Source organism: Photorhabdus cinerea, from assembly GCF_011189575.1.
GTDB classification, from domain to species: Bacteria; Pseudomonadota; Gammaproteobacteria; order Enterobacterales; family Enterobacteriaceae; genus Photorhabdus; species Photorhabdus cinerea.
In genome coordinates this window covers 39,470-56,328 of record NZ_PUJW01000016.1, presented here as the reverse complement: position 1 = coordinate 56,328, position 16,859 = coordinate 39,470, and the positions used below count along the sequence as shown (strand labels likewise).

Annotated in this window: 17 protein-coding genes and 2 pseudogenes; 16 read left to right on the top strand and 3 right to left on the bottom strand. The window is 40.8% G+C overall.

The features are described 5' to 3' along the window. Positions 1–315: 315 nt before the first annotated feature. The 3 genes from C5469_RS15600 to C5469_RS15590 all read left to right on the top strand — a co-directional run bounded on the left by C5469_RS15600 (position 316) and on the right by C5469_RS15590 (position 1,547). Positions 316–507, top strand: coding sequence for a hypothetical protein (locus C5469_RS15600; protein WP_166308398.1), 192 nt, complete (start codon positions 316–318; stop codon positions 505–507). Between the two features lie 177 nt (positions 508–684). Beyond that, positions 685–1,128: a gp53-like domain-containing protein gene (locus tag C5469_RS15595; RefSeq protein ID WP_242689491.1), complete on the top strand. Its 444-nt coding sequence runs from the start codon at positions 685–687 to the stop codon at positions 1,126–1,128. 2 nt (positions 1,129–1,130) lie between these two features. Beyond that, the gene (locus C5469_RS15590) at positions 1,131–1,547 is read left to right on the top strand and encodes a tail fiber assembly protein (protein WP_166308525.1); all 417 of its coding nucleotides are present in this window, start codon (positions 1,131–1,133) and stop codon (positions 1,545–1,547) included. 186 nt (positions 1,548–1,733) lie between these two features. Here C5469_RS15590 and C5469_RS15585 read toward each other — a convergent pair whose 3' ends face one another. Next, entirely contained in the window at positions 1,734–1,970 is a 237-nt protein-coding gene (locus tag C5469_RS15585; RefSeq protein ID WP_339414523.1) for a helix-turn-helix domain-containing protein, read from the bottom strand. A gap of 447 nt (positions 1,971–2,417) precedes the next feature. On the opposite strand from C5469_RS15585, the gene C5469_RS15580 reads away from it, so the two are divergent. From C5469_RS15580 to C5469_RS15555, 6 genes and pseudogenes are all read left to right on the top strand, one after another. Continuing rightward, complete coding sequence (locus tag C5469_RS15580; protein WP_166308522.1) at positions 2,418–2,954, top strand: helix-turn-helix domain-containing protein; 537 nt, start codon at positions 2,418–2,420, stop codon at positions 2,952–2,954. After that, a complete protein-coding gene (locus C5469_RS15575) occupies positions 2,929–3,261 on the top strand; it encodes a hypothetical protein (protein ID WP_166308519.1) in 333 nt (110 codons plus the stop codon). The genes C5469_RS15580 and C5469_RS15575 overlap by 26 nt, the downstream gene beginning before the upstream one ends. Continuing rightward, positions 3,251–3,892 (top strand): VUT family protein, encoded by a 642-nt coding sequence (locus C5469_RS15570; protein ID WP_166308516.1) that lies wholly within the window; start codon positions 3,251–3,253, stop codon positions 3,890–3,892. Before C5469_RS15575 ends, C5469_RS15570 begins: the two co-directional genes overlap by 11 nt. Before the next feature lie 19 nt (positions 3,893–3,911). After that, positions 3,912–4,490 carry a VOC family protein gene (locus tag C5469_RS15565; protein ID WP_166308513.1) on the top strand — a complete coding sequence of 193 codons (579 nt, stop codon included), beginning with the start codon at positions 3,912–3,914 and terminating at the stop codon, positions 4,488–4,490. A gap of 335 nt (positions 4,491–4,825) precedes the next feature. Continuing rightward, complete coding sequence (gene dusA / locus C5469_RS15560) at positions 4,826–5,851, top strand: tRNA dihydrouridine(20/20a) synthase DusA (RefSeq protein WP_166308510.1); 1,026 nt, start codon at positions 4,826–4,828, stop codon at positions 5,849–5,851. Between the two features lies 1 nt (position 5,852). Beyond that, positions 5,853–6,104, top strand: a pseudogene (locus C5469_RS15555) (zinc ribbon domain-containing protein); the annotation flags it as partial. Between the two features lie 44 nt (positions 6,105–6,148). Here C5469_RS15555 and C5469_RS15550 read toward each other — a convergent pair. Then, positions 6,149–6,688: pseudogene (locus tag C5469_RS15550) on the bottom strand (alcohol dehydrogenase catalytic domain-containing protein); the annotation flags it as partial. 170 nt (positions 6,689–6,858) lie between these two features. On the opposite strand from C5469_RS15550, the gene dnaB reads away from it, so the two are divergent. From dnaB to C5469_RS15520, 7 genes are all read left to right on the top strand, one after another. Then, positions 6,859–8,268: a replicative DNA helicase gene (dnaB, locus tag C5469_RS15545; RefSeq protein WP_166308504.1), complete on the top strand. Its 1,410-nt coding sequence runs from the start codon at positions 6,859–6,861 to the stop codon at positions 8,266–8,268. Between the two features lie 38 nt (positions 8,269–8,306). After that, positions 8,307–9,386, top strand: a complete 1,080-nt coding sequence (alr, locus tag C5469_RS15540; protein WP_166308501.1) for an alanine racemase — start codon at positions 8,307–8,309, stop codon at positions 9,384–9,386. 53 nt (positions 9,387–9,439) lie between these two features. Beyond that, entirely contained in the window at positions 9,440–10,636 is a 1,197-nt protein-coding gene (locus C5469_RS15535) for an amino acid aminotransferase (RefSeq protein WP_166308498.1), read from the top strand. Positions 10,637–10,822: 186 nt separating this feature from the next. Beyond that, entirely contained in the window at positions 10,823–10,927 is a 105-nt protein-coding gene (locus C5469_RS24510; RefSeq protein WP_422615863.1) for a colicin E3/pyocin S6 family cytotoxin, read from the top strand. 8 nt (positions 10,928–10,935) lie between these two features. Further along, positions 10,936–11,061: a colicin E3-like toxin immunity protein gene (locus C5469_RS23670; protein ID WP_242689490.1), complete on the top strand. Its 126-nt coding sequence runs from the start codon at positions 10,936–10,938 to the stop codon at positions 11,059–11,061. 734 nt (positions 11,062–11,795) lie between these two features. Beyond that, a complete protein-coding gene (locus C5469_RS15525) occupies positions 11,796–12,887 on the top strand; it encodes a PfkB family carbohydrate kinase (RefSeq protein ID WP_166308495.1) in 1,092 nt (363 codons plus the stop codon). Continuing rightward, complete coding sequence (locus tag C5469_RS15520) at positions 12,884–13,822, top strand: pseudouridine-5'-phosphate glycosidase (RefSeq protein WP_166308492.1); 939 nt, start codon at positions 12,884–12,886, stop codon at positions 13,820–13,822. Before C5469_RS15525 ends, C5469_RS15520 begins: the two co-directional genes overlap by 4 nt. 48 nt (positions 13,823–13,870) lie before the next feature. On the opposite strand, the gene uvrA is transcribed toward C5469_RS15520, so the two are convergent. Beyond that, positions 13,871–16,705 (bottom strand): excinuclease ABC subunit UvrA, encoded by a 2,835-nt coding sequence (uvrA, locus tag C5469_RS15515; RefSeq protein WP_166308489.1) that lies wholly within the window; start codon positions 16,703–16,705, stop codon positions 13,871–13,873. Positions 16,706–16,859: the final 154 nt, after the last annotated feature.

The window sequence follows — 16,859 nt, the reverse complement described above, 5'->3', positions numbered from 1 at the left end:
GAGGCTGACTTATGCCAACATATTTACGCTGAAACAGAAAAATCGCAAGAAGGTAGAGGAGGGCGAATGTTGAATGTAAATAGGTGGTTTGGATATATTTTGGTTTCAATGGAAGATATTTTTTTCATAAATTATATGAAAATGATTAATCGTATTTAGTTATAAAAATTTTTCATCGTTCTTTATTAGAAAGAGGCTATGATTGAAATGAAATATAAAAATAATATTCGATGATAAGGTAGATGTTTTATTTTTATTCCTATTAACTCAGGATTTTATTTAATGAAAGCATTGGTTTTTTCTTAAGGAAAAATTATGAGTAATAAAAATGATTTTAAAGCCTTTTCTGTTAGCCAGGATGCTAATGTTATTTCTCAAGGAGAATATGAAGAAAGTCAGTATCTTAATACTGGAATACCGCCAAATTTTATTTCTATTGATCTATACCCAATAGATTTCAAATTGCAGCGCGGCGGCAAGGGAGCGAATCCCCGGGAGCATAGATAACTATGTGACCGGGGTAAGTGAAAGCAGCCAACAAAGCAGCAACTTGAAGGATGAAGGGTATATTAAATAAGGTCTTGCGCCAGTCTTCAACTATATCATCCGTGGTAGCTGATTTTGTATCTACACAATGACGCATTAGCGATTACGCAAAGACTTGCCCAAGAGATAATAAATTCGTTGAGTGAAAATATTAGTAGCAGAGTACCTAATATTCGGAAAATCAACAGTAAGGAACTGTTTGAAGACATTCATCTGGATGCAGTGGATGTCGGAGCGTATACCAGAGCAGAAGTAGACAAACAAATTAATACTAAAGGTAATAAGAACACTGCCGGTAAAGCCATTAATGGCTGGTGGAAATGTGGAGACACCGATGTAATTTATCAATGGGGGCGCACTGATGTGATCCACAGTGGTCATGTGGCTCGTATTCAGCTACCAATTAGTTTTTCCAGTATGGATTACTCTGTAATTATTAATCCGATTCAGAGCAAGATAGGTGTTATGGGTGCAACTATTGGATATGTAAATCTGATTAGTGACTCATCTTTCGAATTGTTTAATTCATGGGTAAATGCCAAATGGAATAGCCCATTTTTTTGGATGGCAATAGGATATTAATTATGTATTATTATAGCGCAAAAAAGAATGCATTCTACCCGATAGAACTGAAGCAGAATTATATTGCTGCCGGTTCATTGCCGGATGATATTACTGAGGTTAGTAACGATATTTATCAGGAATATGCGGCTAGTGGTGCACCAGAAGGTAAATATCGTATAGCGGGTAAAAATGGTTTACCAGAATGGGCGGATATTCCACCACCGACAAGAGAAGAATTGCAGCAGCATGCTAAACTCAAAAAACAGCAACTAATGACCGAGGCAACAAATCAAATCGCATTATTACAGGATGCTATCGATTTAGATATTGCCACGGAAGAAGAGAAAGCGGCTTTATTGACATGGAAGGAATATAGAGTGATGCTTAACCGGATAGATATTTCACAGGAAATGGATTGGCCTGAACTGCCAGAGTGATAGAATAAAGTCTGAGTTTCCCCCAAAAATTAACCGTGTAGTTTTCTGGGGGATATAAAACTTTAATTGTCAATTATCTGCTATAGATTAATTTTATTTTCGTTAATCAATAGTTCTTCCTTCACTATAATGTAGATTATGAAAAACACTCTGATCCATTTCTATTTTTCTCGCTATACTTCCCTCTTAAAGTAATTTGCTCGCACTATTAGTCTTATTTTGGTAACGAGAAGGCCATATTTCGGAGGGGAGCAACCCCAAATTTGTGGCGATTATTGCTTCTCCTTTTGGCCATTGGCGATGTAATGCATTACTCAGTGTGGATGATGCTAACCCTGCTTTGCGAGATACGGCTGAGAGGGTTGTTCCTTGCTTTTTTAAAGCGGCAATAATATCAGCTGGATGCCAATCTTTTTTGTCCACAATAATTCTCCAAAGTTATATAAGTATTTGTACAATTAATTCACTTCCATAGTCAGTAAGACTGGGTATCTTTGTATGACTAAAGTGATTTTTTAGCTGTAATAACCCCGAATTTAAAATATATAGCTATTTTAAATAAATATAATATGAAAAGGAATCGATAAGTATACTTAATCGGATTTTAAAAATTTCAATAAGTTTAATGTAACTACTCACACATGAATTTTCAACAAGTATTTTGTATTTTAATAACAAATTTGTAGTTGTCATGGAGAAATTAACGTATAAATTGCTAAAAAATAGATAAATTTTTCATAATGTTAGTTATAATCTGGAACTGTTAAGGTATTGCATAATACTAGTTGTAAGTATAGCCATATGCAGGGAAAGGATTTATCAATAATAAATCTATAAAAACATTAAAAATCAATAAGATATTGTTAACATATGAAAAATCTTGCAGATAGATTGAAATTTGTACTATATAAGCTGGATATTTCTCAGGCGGAAGCAGCAAAGCGCTGCCGATTGGCTCAACAATCATTAAACTACATTATTAGAAATAATCTTGATGAATCAAAGCTCTCGAACAGGATCGCGGAAGGGTTAAATTTGAATCCGGAATGGTTGATTAGTGGTAAAGGAAATTTTCGTAACCCTGAGATATATAGGGTCCCTCTGATAGATAACTATTTTTCTCTCGGATTATACATCAGAGGGCAAGAGTTAGGCGAAGATACTCAATATTTGCTTACAGCCCGGTTCCTGGGTAATAGACCTTTTGCGAAACGAATTGAGAAGAACAAGATAGCTGTTTGTTGTTCAAAGGAATTCGAGATTGAATCTGTATTTTTTCATGAGTATTTATATGTAACAGAAGATTATTGCAAGGTTGTGGAAAGTAAGGATTTATATGATCAAAGAAATGTCTATACTATTTGTGAATGGAGGATTTATAATGTCGATTTTTCGCAGAGCAATTGATTATTTTTATTATTTGAAGGATTTATTGAAAGAAGAAAATTTGCACGTAAAGATTGACAGTTTAAAATTATTTTCAGGAAGTTTCTTTGTTTCTTACCATATTAACAAGCATGATATAAACTCGTCAATGGAATTAAGAAGTTTTGCAGATAGCTATTACAATAATTTGGTAACGAGTGACAAGTTATTGATAGTAAAATATATTACTTATTATGATATTTTCTTAAAATTGTTCAATGATGGAAATTGTACAGAGAAAGAGTTCTTGGATAATATTAAAATGGAAATAAAGAAAGATGACTTATAATCGATTGGGAACCAGAAATAGATCTGAGTTTTATAATATTGTTTTTGCTTCATTATTTATTTGTTTGTCAATTACTTCACATTTGATCGCTTACAGATTAGTGAGTTTTGGTGATTATGTAATAATCCCTTCCACGGTTACTTACATGTTATGTTTCTCTATAGTAGATATTTTCTCCAGCTTTAATGCAAGAAAAACAGTCCTACTCATTATAGCATTAGAGGCAATCACTAATTTAATTATGATTTTGATCACAAATATTGTAATTTCCATGCCTTATCCTGATGTGTTTAAGGAGAGTATGGATTATTACAATACTTTTAATCCAATTTCTAATTTATTTGTTGCTAATATATTTGGTTCATTCGTAGCATTTGTTTTAAATTCTATAATATTTTCTTATTTCTACAGAAATAAAAAGTTGTCTTTTATAACATCATCAATACTCTCATTTGCAGTAGTTGTTGTGGTATATACAACCATAACTGATTATTTAGCTTTTAATGAAATGTATTCTGATATAATATATAGTCTTACTTTAACCAATATGGTTACTAATTCTGTTTTAATAATTTTTTATTCTCTTATTTCAAACCAAATTGTACGTTATATAAACAGAAGTTTGATATAAACTAGTGGAGAAAAAAGTAATGATAAACTTTAAAGGATTAGGTCACATTAATATCGTCGTAGATGATATTCAGGAAGCAATTGATTTATATAAGAATTTATTTGGTGCCATACCAAAGCAATTATTTCCTCATTTTAAAAATAGTGGCTTTTCAAAAGCAGCTGGTTTCATTGACAACGCTGACCAGGTAGATGTATCAATAGCATTCTTGGAAATTCCTGGGACTGGGGTTTTTATTGAACTGATGGAATATCACAATCCAACCGGAATAAAAAGGGTTGAGTTAAAAGAGGCTAATGACATTGGTGGTGTTGGGCATATTTGTTTTAGAGTACAAAATATAGATAGTGTATTTGATCACGTAAAAAGCTTCCCTGGTGTCAGATTGATAAACTCATCACCATTATATAAAGCATATAAGATAGATGAAATCACTAGCGATGAGTTTATGTTCTTTAATGAGGAAGATGAAAAAAATACTGCTCTGAAACAAGAAACTTGTAAGATTATAGGTAAAATCAGATATTTTTATTTTATAGATAAATATAATATTCAATGGGAATTTGAAGAAGGTCATGATGATATTGGATCTAATTGAGTCACTCAAGAATATAATCAATTGAGTACGATTGGATTAATTGATAAATATACATGTAAATATTCTATCATATTTACATGTATAACTAAAATTTCCTAATAATTTTAATGGCCTTATATGATACTAAACATCTGGAATGATAGTTTGTTATTTGATTTCACAAAATAGAGATGTGATTTTCTAGATAAATATATTTCCCATCCACTTTAACCCTAACAGTGCAATAATGCCTGCTAATATCATCGGCATTTATGTTATAGTAGGTGATATTTCCACTATTTCCGCGTCTGGTTTCCTATGATATTTGGGGAGCTGAGAGAGTAAAATTAGTAAAAATGTACGAAAGTAAAGAAATTGAAAAGAATAGAGAAACCAATATTTCCAGTAAGTTATGGCAAGGCCGGTTCTCTGTTGCACCGATGCTGGACTGGACCGATCGTCACTGCCGTTATTTCCATCGTTTGTTGAGTAAACAAACTCTGTTGTATACCGAAATGGTGACAACTGGCGCGATTATTCATGGCAAAGGCAATTATCTGGCATATAGTGAAGAAGAGCATCCGGTGGCATTGCAACTGGGTGGTAGTGATCCGCAAGCACTGGCTTATTGTGCGAAAATTGCTCAGGAACGTGGCTATGATGAAATTAACCTGAATGTGGGTTGTCCTTCTGATCGGGTACAAAATGGTCGCTTTGGTGCTTGCTTGATGGGAGAGGCTAAACTGGTTGCTGATTGTGTCAAGGCAATGCAGGATGTGGTCAGTGTGCCGGTGACCGTTAAAACCCGTATCGGTATTGATGAACAGGATAGTTACCAATTCCTATGTGATTTTATTGATACCGTTGTACAGAATAGTGGTTGCAATATATTTACCATTCATGCCCGCAAAGCCTGGCTTTCTGGTCTGAGTCCAAAAGAAAATCGCGAGATCCCACCGCTGGATTACCTACGAGTTTATCAACTGAAAAAAGATTTCCCTCAATTAACGATTGCTATTAATGGCGGTATTAAATCGCTGGAAGAAGCAAAACAACATCTGCAACATGTGGATGGGGTTATGGTTGGGCGTGAGGCGTACCAGAATCCGGCTATTTTGGCACTGGTTGATCATGAATTATTTGATGCTGCAATTCCGGTAGTTGATACCGTTGCGGTAGTCAGAGCGCTTTATCCTTATATAGAGCAAGAACTTTCACAAGGGACATATTTGGGTCATATCACTCGCCATATTTTAGGTATTTTTCAGGGGATTCCGGGGGCGCGTCAATGGCGTCGTCATCTTAGTGAGAATGCCCACAAACCGGGAGCAGATATTTCCGTTGTAAAGCAGGCGTTGGCTATGGTGACAGAGCGGATGTGATATCCGCTTGGTCAAACTGGAGCAGTGGTTCGCCAGTTCGAAAACCTGTCATTGCTGCGGTCACAAAATGCCGGAAATGCCGCTGCGTAAGCGGAGCTGGCAATGCCCTTGCAGTGGTGTTGAACATGACCGCGATATCAATGCGGCGATCAACATCCAGCACAAGGGCATAACAGCATTACAGGCGGCGGGACTCGTCGTTTCTGCCCACGGAGGCCAGTGTAAATCCGTCATAAAGACGGTGGCGGCCTGAGAAGTGGGAAGCCTCGCCGTTTTTTACGGCGGGGAGCAGTCACCGAGTTGTGCTTTCTCATCAGAGCCAGCTGTTCCAATAAGTTTTGCACCTAAAGTTTTTGCCCATTGGCAGGCAATTAGCCCAATTCCACCGGCAGCGGCATGAAATAAAAAGATTTCTCCTGGTTGAATTTGGTGGGTACGACGTAGAAGATAATAAACCGTTAATCCTTTTAAAAAAGAAGCAGCAGCTTGCTCGAAGGAGATAGTATCAGGCAAAACAGTGACTTTATTTTCCGCGACATTATGCACTTCACTGTAAGCGCCTAAAGTTGATTGTGCATAAACAACTCGGTCACCGATTTTTAGGGTAGTGACAGTAGAACCGACTTTGGTAACTACGCCTGCGGCTTCAGTCCCCAGACCGCTTGGTAATTGTGCCGGCGGATAGAGCCCACTACGAATATAAGTATCGATATAGTTAATTCCAATAGCTCTGTTTTCTACTTGTACTTCATTATCAGCAGGATCTACAGGTGTAAATTCACAATATTTCAGGATTTCGGGACCACCGGTTGCGGAAAATTCGATATGTTTTGCCATGACTCAACCTCTTAAATGTTGGTGGAACGTTTGTACGTAACAGCTGAACTCATTGTAAATGGGCTTTAGTGCGTCAGAAATAATTACAAACTATATGTAATTACTCAAGGCACTTCATAGCGTATACTCATGTGCTGTTGCAGATTTATCAGTAGATTATTGCGGGATTCATGGCGGGAAAAAAATCAACTCACAACAAAATGGCTGAACCAAGAGATCGCCAAATGGAAGGGCTGAAGCTTCCGCCACACTCTTTGGAAGCAGAGCAATCCGTGTTAGGCGGTTTAATGTTAGATAACGAACGCTGGGATAATGTATCCGAACGTGTTACTAGCAATGATTTTTTCAGCCGTCCACACCGGCGCATTTTTTCTGAAATGCAGCGATTGCTGGAGATGGGTAATCCAATCGATCTGATTACGTTATCTGAATCTCTTGAGCAGAGCGGCGATCTGGGCAATGTAGGCGGTTTTGCTTATCTGGCCGAGTTATCAAAAAATACGCCAAGTGCGGCTAACATTAACGCTTATGCAGATATTGTCCGTGAACGTGCTGTTGTCCGCGATATGATCGCCGTTGCGAATGAAATTGCGGATGCAGGTTATGATCCTCAGGGAAGGAGCAGCGAAGAATTATTGGATCTGGCTGAATCACGAGTATTCCAGATCGCAGAAAACCGTGCCAGCAAAGATGAAGGGCCAAAAGGAATAGAACGTATTCTTGAGGAAACGGTGGAGCGTATTGAACAACTCTATCAGCGTCCTCATGATGGCGTAACCGGTGTTTCTACCGGTTATCAGGATCTGGACAAGAAAACCGCAGGGTTACAGAAATCGGATCTGATTATTGTGGCCGCTCGTCCTTCTATGGGTAAAACCACTTTCGCTATGAACCTGTGTGAAAATGCAGCCATGACGCAGGATAAGCCGGTTCTGATTTTCAGCCTTGAGATGCCTGGCAACCAGATTATGATGCGTATGTTGGCATCTCTTTCTCGAGTGGATCAGACTCGTATTCGTACAGGACAGCTTGATGATGAGGATTGGGCGCGGATCTCCAGTACGATGGGACTACTGCTGGAAAAACGTAATATGTATATTGATGACTCGTCGGGTCTGACGCCTACCGAAGTCCGTTCCCGCGCCCGGCGTGTCTTTCGTGAAAATGGTGGATTGAGTCTTATCATGATCGACTACCTGCAATTGATGCGTGTTCCGTCCTTATCTGATAACCGTACCCTAGAAATTGCAGAGATTTCCCGTTCATTAAAGGCGTTGGCTAAAGAGCTTCAAGTGCCGGTGGTTGCACTTTCTCAGCTCAACCGTAGCCTTGAACAGCGGGCGGATAAACGCCCAGTTAACTCCGACTTACGTGAATCTGGTTCTATTGAGCAGGATGCCGACCTGATTATGTTTATCTACCGTGACGAGGTTTACCATGAGAACAGCGACATGAAAAGTGTGGCTGAAATCATTCTTGGCAAGCAGCGTAACGGCCCAATCGGTACAGTTCGCCTGACGTTTAATGGTCAATTGTCGCGGTTTGATAGCTATGCTGGGCCAAGTTATGACGACGAATAAGTATTAACCACCAAAGAATCAATAGATTAAGGAATAGAATGAAAGCGGCAACCGCAATTATTGACCGCCGCGCTCTGCGACATAACCTGCAACGGGTAAGGCAGCTCGCCCCTAAAAGCAATCTGATTGCAGTTGTGAAAGCAAACGCTTATGGCCACGGTTTACTGGAGACAGCACATACGCTGGATGACGCCGATTGTTTCGGTGTAGCGCGAATTGGTGAAGCATTGACGTTGCGTCATGGTGGTATCGTCAAACCGATTCTATTATTAGAAGGATGCTTTGGTGCGGCTGACCTGCCTGTGTTGGTAGCTAACCAGATTGAGACTGTGGTTCACAGCATTGAACAGTTGGAAGCACTGGAGCAGGCTAAGTTATCTCATCCGGTAAAAGTATGGATGAAATTGGATAGCGGGATGCATCGGTTAGGTGTAAGGCCGGAAGATGCTGAAGAATTTTACCAACGGTTAAGTCGTTGTAAAAATGTGCAGCAACCAGTCAATATTGTTAGCCATTTTGGCAGGGCTGATGAACCAACGGTAGACACAACGTGCCAGCAGATAGCCTGTTTTCAGGCTTTTTGTGCTGACAAACCGGGAGAAAAATCTATTGATGCATCGGGAGGTATCCTGTTGTGGCCGGAAGTCCATCAGGATTGGGTGCGTCCTGGGCTGATGATGTATGGTGTATCGCCATTGTCTGATAAAACGGCCACGGATTTTAACCTGATCCCAGCGATGACCTTAAAGTCGAGCTTAATTGCTGTTCGTAAGCATAAAGCTGGCGAGTCAGTTGGTTATGGTGGGGCTTGGGTTAGTGAACGTGATACTTGTCTAGGTGTTGTGGCTATCGGCTATGGTGATGGTTATCCTCGCAGTGCTCCTTCAGGGACACCAATATATATTAATGGCCGTGAAGTGCCGATTGCTGGCCGTGTCTCGATGGATATGATCTCTGTTGATTTAGGGCCAGGTGCGACAGATAAAGTCGGTGATGAAGTGGTCCTCTGGGGAGATGTGCTGCCAGTGGAACGGGTTGCTGAATGCACTGGTATCATTACTTATGAGTTGGTGACCAAACTCACTTCCAGAGTGGTAATGGAATACCTGAACGAATGATGTTGTAGGTTATATTGTTCATTAAATAACTCACTGATAAGGAGTAGAGCCTGATGTTCCAGAATGTTGATGCTTATGCTGGTGATCCGATTCTTTCGCTGGCTGAAGAGTTTAAAAAAGATCCTCGTGCGGAAAAAATTAATCTGAGCATCGGGCTTTATTACGATGAGCAGGGCATAACTTCGCAATTACAGTCTGTGGCAGCCGCTGAAGAACAACTTAGAGCGCTATCGCAGACTGCCTCTCTTTATCTGCCAATGGAAGGATTGGCATCATATCGTCTTGCGGTTCAGGAACTGTTATTTGGTAAAGATCATCCGGTGTTGAAACAGCAGCGGGTGGCAACCATTCAAGCATTGGGTGGTTCTGGCGGTCTGAAAGTTGGCGCTGATTTTCTGCATCGCTATTTCTCTGATTCAGAAGTCTGGTGCAGTGATCCAACCTGGGAAAACCACGCAGCTATTTTTGCGGGTGCTGGCGTGAAGGTGAACTATTACCCTTATTTTGATACACAGACCAAAGGGGTAAAATTCAGTGAGATGTTGGAAACATTCAGAAATTTGCCAGCAAAAAGCGTTATCTTAATGCATCCTTGTTGTCATAATCCAACGGGGTCTGATCTAACAAATGATCAGTGGGATCAGGTTGTTCAGGTTGTAAAAGAGAGGGAATTGCTGCCATTTCTTGATATTGCTTATCAGGGGCTTGCAGATGGTATGGAACACGATGCTTATGCCATTCGTGCTATGGCGACAGCCGGTTTGCCTTGTCTGGTAACTAATTCTTTCTCCAAGATATTCTCCATGTATGGTGAACGCGTCGGTGGCTTATCTGTCATTTGTGATGGTGAGCAGATTAAAGAGCGAGTATTGGGGCAACTGAAAGCGGGTGTACGTCGTGTCTACTCTAGCCCGCCGAATTTTGGTGCACAGGTTGTCGCTAAGGTGCTGACTGATCCAGCATTGAAAGCACAGTGGCTGGAAGAAGTTGAGCATATGCGTCTGCGTATTTTGGAAATGCGCACAGTGCTGGTGGATGCCCTGAAAACCGAATTACCAGAGAAAAACTTTGATTATTTGCTGAAACAGCGTGGAATGTTCAGTTATACCGGTTTTAGCAAGCAACAAGTGGATCGTCTGCGTGAAGAGTTTGGTGTTTATCTGGTTGGTACTGGCCGCGTCTGTATGGCTGGCGTTAATCGCCATAATGTCGCGCGTATTGCTGAGACATTTGCGGCGGTAAATAGGTAATAAAATTTAATGTAAATGAGCTGCTGTTGATGATAGTGATCGGCAGTTTCGTAAAATAGTAGTACACCCTCTTTAGAAGCGCATTATTTATAGTGCGCTAATTTTCTCTTCATATATTAATTTAATAAATTGAATTTATAACGATTTTATTCCCATATTGTGCCAAGTGAATAACGAGTATTACTAATCTTAAATTGTATCAACTATCATAACATCGGTTCTTTTGATCCCAATACGGGGAAACCATTAAAATCAGCTAATCCAAAACGAAATATAAAAAAATATTTGTGAGGTAGAAAATGGGATTAAAGTTAAGACTCGAGTGGTTTAATAAAAAAACAGATTATCTTGCAGGGAAAGAAAATTCAAAGGATTTTGATGATGATGGTTCTATTATTGAAAAACTGGATTTAGAGATTGATTAGACAATTAATCAAGGCGTTTTTGAGGTACGAGATGGATGGATTCAAGCTATTCAGCCTTATTTTATTCATCATGTTGACTTAAAAAATATGATTATTTTGTTGGATTCTCTTACCGAGATAAATGGTAATTATTTGTTCTGACTTAAACCTTGCTAACATAAATTGTCAAAAAAATCATATAGATAACAAGATCTGAGTTCTATGCGTCATAGAATTCAGTTCTTTTATGTACTACTCTTAATGGTAATGACGAATATACTTGTATAGTTATTTTCTTGAATTTACTTACCGAGGTAAACGATAATTTCTGATTATTATGGTTACAGGATAACTGTCTTATCTAATAATCTTACTATTTGATAATGCTCCGGCTATCCCTATTTATTGTGAAATAGATCATTTTCTCATGAAACGTGTTTCAGTGGTAAAAGTTGATTCTGACTATTTCAAGGTATACCCAAACACGTGTTAATATTCGATAAGAATTTTCTTATTTCTTTGTTTTATAAGATCTATTTTTAAAGTGAAACACTGACTAATTATCAATGTATTGGTAAAAATGTTTTTTAGCAGGATTTAACTTGATGGTTATCACATAAAATAGGACTGAAAACTCAGCAACCCATTCTTACGATCACTCTCCCAACTTCGTTATAAAGTGAAAAATCTTCTTTACTGTTTTGCGTTTCACGCATAAAACAAACGTATGTTTAGAAACAAACAAGTGCCTAAAAATGACGAACCGGGAAAAACAAATATTGTATCTTCTGAGACAAGATCCGTTGATCCTACAGCAGGAAATTGCCAATATTTTAGGGATAAGCCGCTCTGGTGTCGCGGGTCACATTATGAATTTAATGAATAAGGGCTATATAAAGGGGAAAGGTTATATTTTGTCTGATCACAATTATGTGGTGGTGGTTGGCTCTATTAATATGGATGTCTGTGGTTATGCATCTTCTAAATTAATTTATGAAGATTCTAACCCGGGAAAAGTAAAGTGTGCACCTGGCGGTGTAGGGAGAAATATTGCCCAAAATATCGCGTTGTTAGGTAAAGAATGTCATCTTATTTCTGTTGTTGGTGATGATTTCTATGGTAGTACTTTATTGGATTTAGCCAAACGTGCAGGTGTTAACATCGATCATTGCTATAAGCTTCATGGTGAGAATACCTCAACTTATATTTCTTTATTAGATGACAATGGCGAGATGTTAGTTGCCATTAACGACATGCATATTCTGGAAAAACTGACACCATCGTTGTTGGTGGATAATTGTGATCTTATTCAGCATGCTGGTGTACTGGTTGTTGATTGCAATTTATCCGAAGAAGCCTTGACCTGGCTGTTTACCAATGCCGGAACAGTCCCTGTATTTGTCGATCCGGTATCTGCATTTAAAGCACCTAAAATTAAAAATTGGCTTTCCTATATCCACATCTTAAAGCCTAATCGCCTGGAAGCGGAGGTGCTTAGTGGTATGAAAATAACCCAACTTTCTGATGTTCCTGGTGTAGCACAATGGTTTCATGATCAGGGCGTGCAGCGGTTGGTACTCAGTATGGGCGTGGAGGGTGCCTATTTCAGCGAAAAAGACGGCGTGGCTGGCTGGTCGCGTCCCATTAATAGCAAGATTGTCAATGTAACAGGTGCCGGCGACGCCATGATGGCCGGGCTGGTGAGTTGCTGGCTGGAGGATATGACGCTGGCTGAGAGTGTTCGCTTTGCTCAAGGATGTTCTGCGTTAACGCTCTCTTGTGAATTTACCAATAATCCAAATCTGTCGAATGGCAGTGTTCAAAAACTTTTGGAATTACAATCATGAAAAATCATGCTATTGGAAATGAATATCTGGATATTTCTTCAGAAGTTACTGAGGCTTTAGCGAATAATCAACCTGTCGTGGCGTTTGAATCCACGATTATTGCTCAAGGGATGCCTTATCCGCAAAATGTGGAGGTTGCACTACAGGTTGAACAGAAAGTCAGGGAAAATGGAGCTGTTCCCGCAACGATAGCCGTCATTAATGGGCGGATGAAAGCGGGGTTGTCACATGAAGAAGTAGAACGTTTAGGTAGAGAAGGTTATAAGGCGACGAAAGTCAGTCGCCGTGATTTACCCTTTGTTATCGCTGCTGGAAAAAACGGTGCGACTACGGTTGCTTCTACCATGATTATCGCTGAAATGGCGGGCATTAAAATTTTTGCTACTGGCGGTATTGGTGGTGTGCACCGTGGGGCGGAACATACTTTTGATATTTCCGCCGACTTGCAAGAACTGGCTAAAACCAGTGTTGCGGTAGTTTGTGCCGGGGCTAAATCCATTCTGGATCTTGGTTTGACAACAGAATATCTTGAGACTCATGGTGTACCATTAATTGGTTATCAGACTCACTCTTTGCCGGCGTTTTTCTGCCGTACCAGTCCATTTTCGGTTAGTGCTCGTTTAGATTCCCCAGAACAGATAGCCCAAGTCATGGCGATAAAATGGCGTACTGGATTGCAGGGGGGATTAGTGATTGCTAATCCGATCCCTGAGCAGTACGCCATGCCAGAAGAGGAGGTTAATGCTGCTATTGAGCAAGCGGTACGTGAGTCCATTGAACAGGGAGTGAATGGGAAAGAGTGCACGCCGTTTTTGTTAGCTAGAGTGGCTGAGTTGACTGGCGGCAATAGCCGGTCTTCTAATATTCAATTAGTGCTCAATAACGCTGAATTGGCGGCGAAAATTGCTTGTCATTATTGGGAAAACTATATGTGAAGTTCCTGCCAGGAAATAGAGGGGCCTAACTAAGCCCCTACTTGCGCGTTATGCTTTTTTCTGCAATATAGGTTTTAGAAAACGGGCGGTATGTGATTTTTCACATTCGGCTACCTCTTCTGGGGGGCCAGAAACCAGAATTTCACCGCCGCCACTACCTCCTTCAGGGCCAAGATCAATGATCCAGTCAGCGGTTTTAATAACATCAAGGTTGTGCTCAATAACTACAATAGTATTTCCTTGATCGCGTAACTGATGCAAAACCACCAGCAATTGCTGAATATCAGCAAAGTGCAAACCTGTTGTTGGTTCATCAAGAATATACAATGTCTGTCCAGTTCCGCGTTTGGATAACTCGCGTGCCAGTTTTACTCGTTGAGCTTCACCACCTGACAATGTTGTTGCTGATTGCCCCAGACGAATGTAGGAAAGACCAACATCCATCAGTGTTTGCAGTTTACGAGCCAAAGCCGGAACAGCATCAAAGAACTCACGAGCTTCTTCGATAGTCATATTCAGCACTTCATTAATATTCTTGCCTTTATATTTTATTTCCAATGTTTCACGGTTATAACGCTTACCTTTACATTGATCGCAAGGGACATAAATATCAGGTAGGAAGTGCATTTCTACTTTAATCACACCATCACCCTGACAAGCTTCACAGCGTCCACCTTTAACGTTAAAACTGAATCGCCCAGGTGTATAACCGCGGGCGCGGGATTCCGGTACGCCAGAAAATAGTTCACGGACTGGCGTAAATACGCCGGTGTAAGTTGCCGGGTTAGAGCGGGGAGTTCGGCCAATCGGGCTCTGGTCAATATCAATCACTTTATCGAAATATTCCAGCCCTTGAATATCAACATAAGGAGCGGGATTGATATTGGTCGCACTATTCAATTGGCGTTGGGCAATGGGGAACAGCGTATCATTTATTAGTGTTGATTTACCGGAGCCAGAAACCCCGGTAATACAAGTGAATAACCCGACAGGCAGATTGAACATCACATTTTTCAGGTTATTACCTTTGGCACCAATCAGTTTCAGCATCTTTTTCGGATCTGCCGGAATACGCTTTTCTGGAATCGCAATTTCTCGCTCACCACTCAGGAACTTACCTGTCAGTGAATCTTTACTCACCATGATATCCTTAACTGTGCCTTCTGCGACGATTTCGCCACCATGCACACCAGCACCGGGGCCGATATCAATGATATGGTCGGCAGCGCGGATTGCATCTTCATCATGTTCAACCACAATCACGGTATTTCCCAGGTTGCGCAAGTGAATCAGTGTCTCCAGCAAGCGTTCATTATCCCGCTGATGCAATCCGATAGAAGGTTCATCAAGTACATACATCACTCCCACCAGACCGGCACCAATTTGGCTGGCAAGGCGGATACGTTGAGCTTCACCACCGGACAGCGTTTCGGCAGAACGGGAGAGTGTCAGATAGTTCAGACCAACATTAACCAGAAATTTCAGACGGTCGTGGATCTCTTTCAGTACTTTCTCAGCAATTTGTGCACGTTGACCGCTGAGTTTGATATTTTGGAAGAAGTCCATCGCATGGCCGATACTGAAATCTGAGATCTCCGGCAGGGTTGTATTCTCGATAAATACGTAACGTGCTTCTTTGCGCAAGCGGGTTCCGTGGCAGGAGATACATGAGCGATTACTAATATATTTCGCCAGCTCTTCACGAACAGCAATGGATTCCGTTTCTTTATAGCGGCGTTCCATATTATGCAGTACACCCTCGAACGGATGGTTGCGTACTGTGGTGTCGCCACGGTCATTGATGTATTTAAATTCGATAGATTGTTTACCGGAACCGTACAACACCACTTTCTGAATACTGCTGCTCAGGGAGTTGAAAGGTGCTTCAATATCGAATTTATAATGTTCTGCCAGTGAACATAGCATCTGGAAATAGTAGAAATTACGGCGATCCCAGCCACGAATTGCCCCACCGGCGAGGGAGATATCACCATTCTGAATCACTCTGTCAGGATCGAAAAATTGCTGAATGCCTAAACCATCACAAGTTGGGCAAGCGCCGGCTGGGTTGTTAAAAGAGAACAGGCGAGGTTCCAGCTCACTCATGCTGTAGCCACATGTCGGACACGCAAAGTTGGCGGAGAAAATCAGCTCTTCAGCCTGAGCGTTATCCATATCGGCGACAATGGCTGTACCGCCTGAAAGCTCCAGAGCGGTTTCAAAAGATTCCGCCAGACGTTGCGCCAGATCGGCGCGAACTTTAAAACGATCAATGACCACTTCAATGGAGTGTTTCTTCTGTAATTCCAGTTTTGGTGGATCGGATAAATCACAGACTTCACCATCAATACGGGCGCGGATATAACCTTGTGCTGCCAGATTATCCAGTAATTTCGTGTGTTCGCCTTTGCGCTCTTTTACAATTGGTGCTAGCAGCATTAAGCGATTACCTTCCGGCAGTGCTAATACATTATCTACCATTTGGCTAACAGTCTGAGCTGTCAATGGAATATCGTGATCGGGGCAACGTGGTTCACCTACGCGGGCAAACAGCAAACGTAGATAATCATGAATTTCGGTAATTGTCCCCACGGTTGAACGTGGATTGTGGGAAGTGGATTTTTGCTCAATGGAAATGGCCGGGGATAACCCTTCGATATGGTCAACATCAGGTTTCTCCATCAGTGACAGAAACTGGCGCGCATAAGCTGAAAGCGATTCAACATAACGGCGCTGTCCTTCTGCATAAAGGGTGTCAAATGCTAGAGAAGACTTACCTGAGCCGGACAAACCCGTGATAACGATCAGCTTGTCTCGGGGAATTATCAGATTGATATTTTTGAGATTATGGGTGCGTGCGCCCCGAACTTCGATGTTATCCATGAACTATTTCCCGGATTATTCATACGTGCATATACCCGTCATCTTTCAAGTTGCCTCTTTGTTGGCTGCACTCGCTCACCCCGGTCACATAGTTTGCTATGCTCCCGGGGATTCACTCCCTTGCCGCCGCGATGCATCTTGAAATTCATAGGGT

Coding starts and splice junctions, on each gene's coding strand:
- C5469_RS15600 (WP_166308398.1), top strand. CDS start 316: ATGAGTAATAAAAATGATTTTAAAGCCTTTTCTGTTAGCCAGGATGCT.
- C5469_RS15590 (WP_166308525.1), top strand. CDS start 1,131: ATGTATTATTATAGCGCAAAAAAGAATGCATTCTACCCGATAGAACTG.
- C5469_RS15580 (WP_166308522.1), top strand. CDS start 2,418: ATGAAAAATCTTGCAGATAGATTGAAATTTGTACTATATAAGCTGGAT.
- C5469_RS15575 (WP_166308519.1), top strand. CDS start 2,929: ATGTCGATTTTTCGCAGAGCAATTGATTATTTTTATTATTTGAAGGAT.
- C5469_RS15570 (WP_166308516.1), top strand. CDS start 3,251: ATGACTTATAATCGATTGGGAACCAGAAATAGATCTGAGTTTTATAAT.
- C5469_RS15565 (WP_166308513.1), top strand. CDS start 3,912: ATGATAAACTTTAAAGGATTAGGTCACATTAATATCGTCGTAGATGAT.
- dusA (WP_166308510.1), top strand. CDS start 4,826: ATGTACGAAAGTAAAGAAATTGAAAAGAATAGAGAAACCAATATTTCC.
- dnaB (WP_166308504.1), top strand. CDS start 6,859: ATGGCGGGAAAAAAATCAACTCACAACAAAATGGCTGAACCAAGAGAT.
- alr (WP_166308501.1), top strand. CDS start 8,307: ATGAAAGCGGCAACCGCAATTATTGACCGCCGCGCTCTGCGACATAAC.
- C5469_RS15535 (WP_166308498.1), top strand. CDS start 9,440: ATGTTCCAGAATGTTGATGCTTATGCTGGTGATCCGATTCTTTCGCTG.
- C5469_RS23670 (WP_242689490.1), top strand. CDS start 10,936: ATGGGATTAAAGTTAAGACTCGAGTGGTTTAATAAAAAAACAGATTAT.
- C5469_RS15525 (WP_166308495.1), top strand. CDS start 11,796: ATGACGAACCGGGAAAAACAAATATTGTATCTTCTGAGACAAGATCCG.
- C5469_RS15520 (WP_166308492.1), top strand. CDS start 12,884: ATGAAAAATCATGCTATTGGAAATGAATATCTGGATATTTCTTCAGAA.
- uvrA (WP_166308489.1), bottom strand. CDS start 16,705: ATGGATAACATCGAAGTTCGGGGCGCACGCACCCATAATCTCAAAAAT.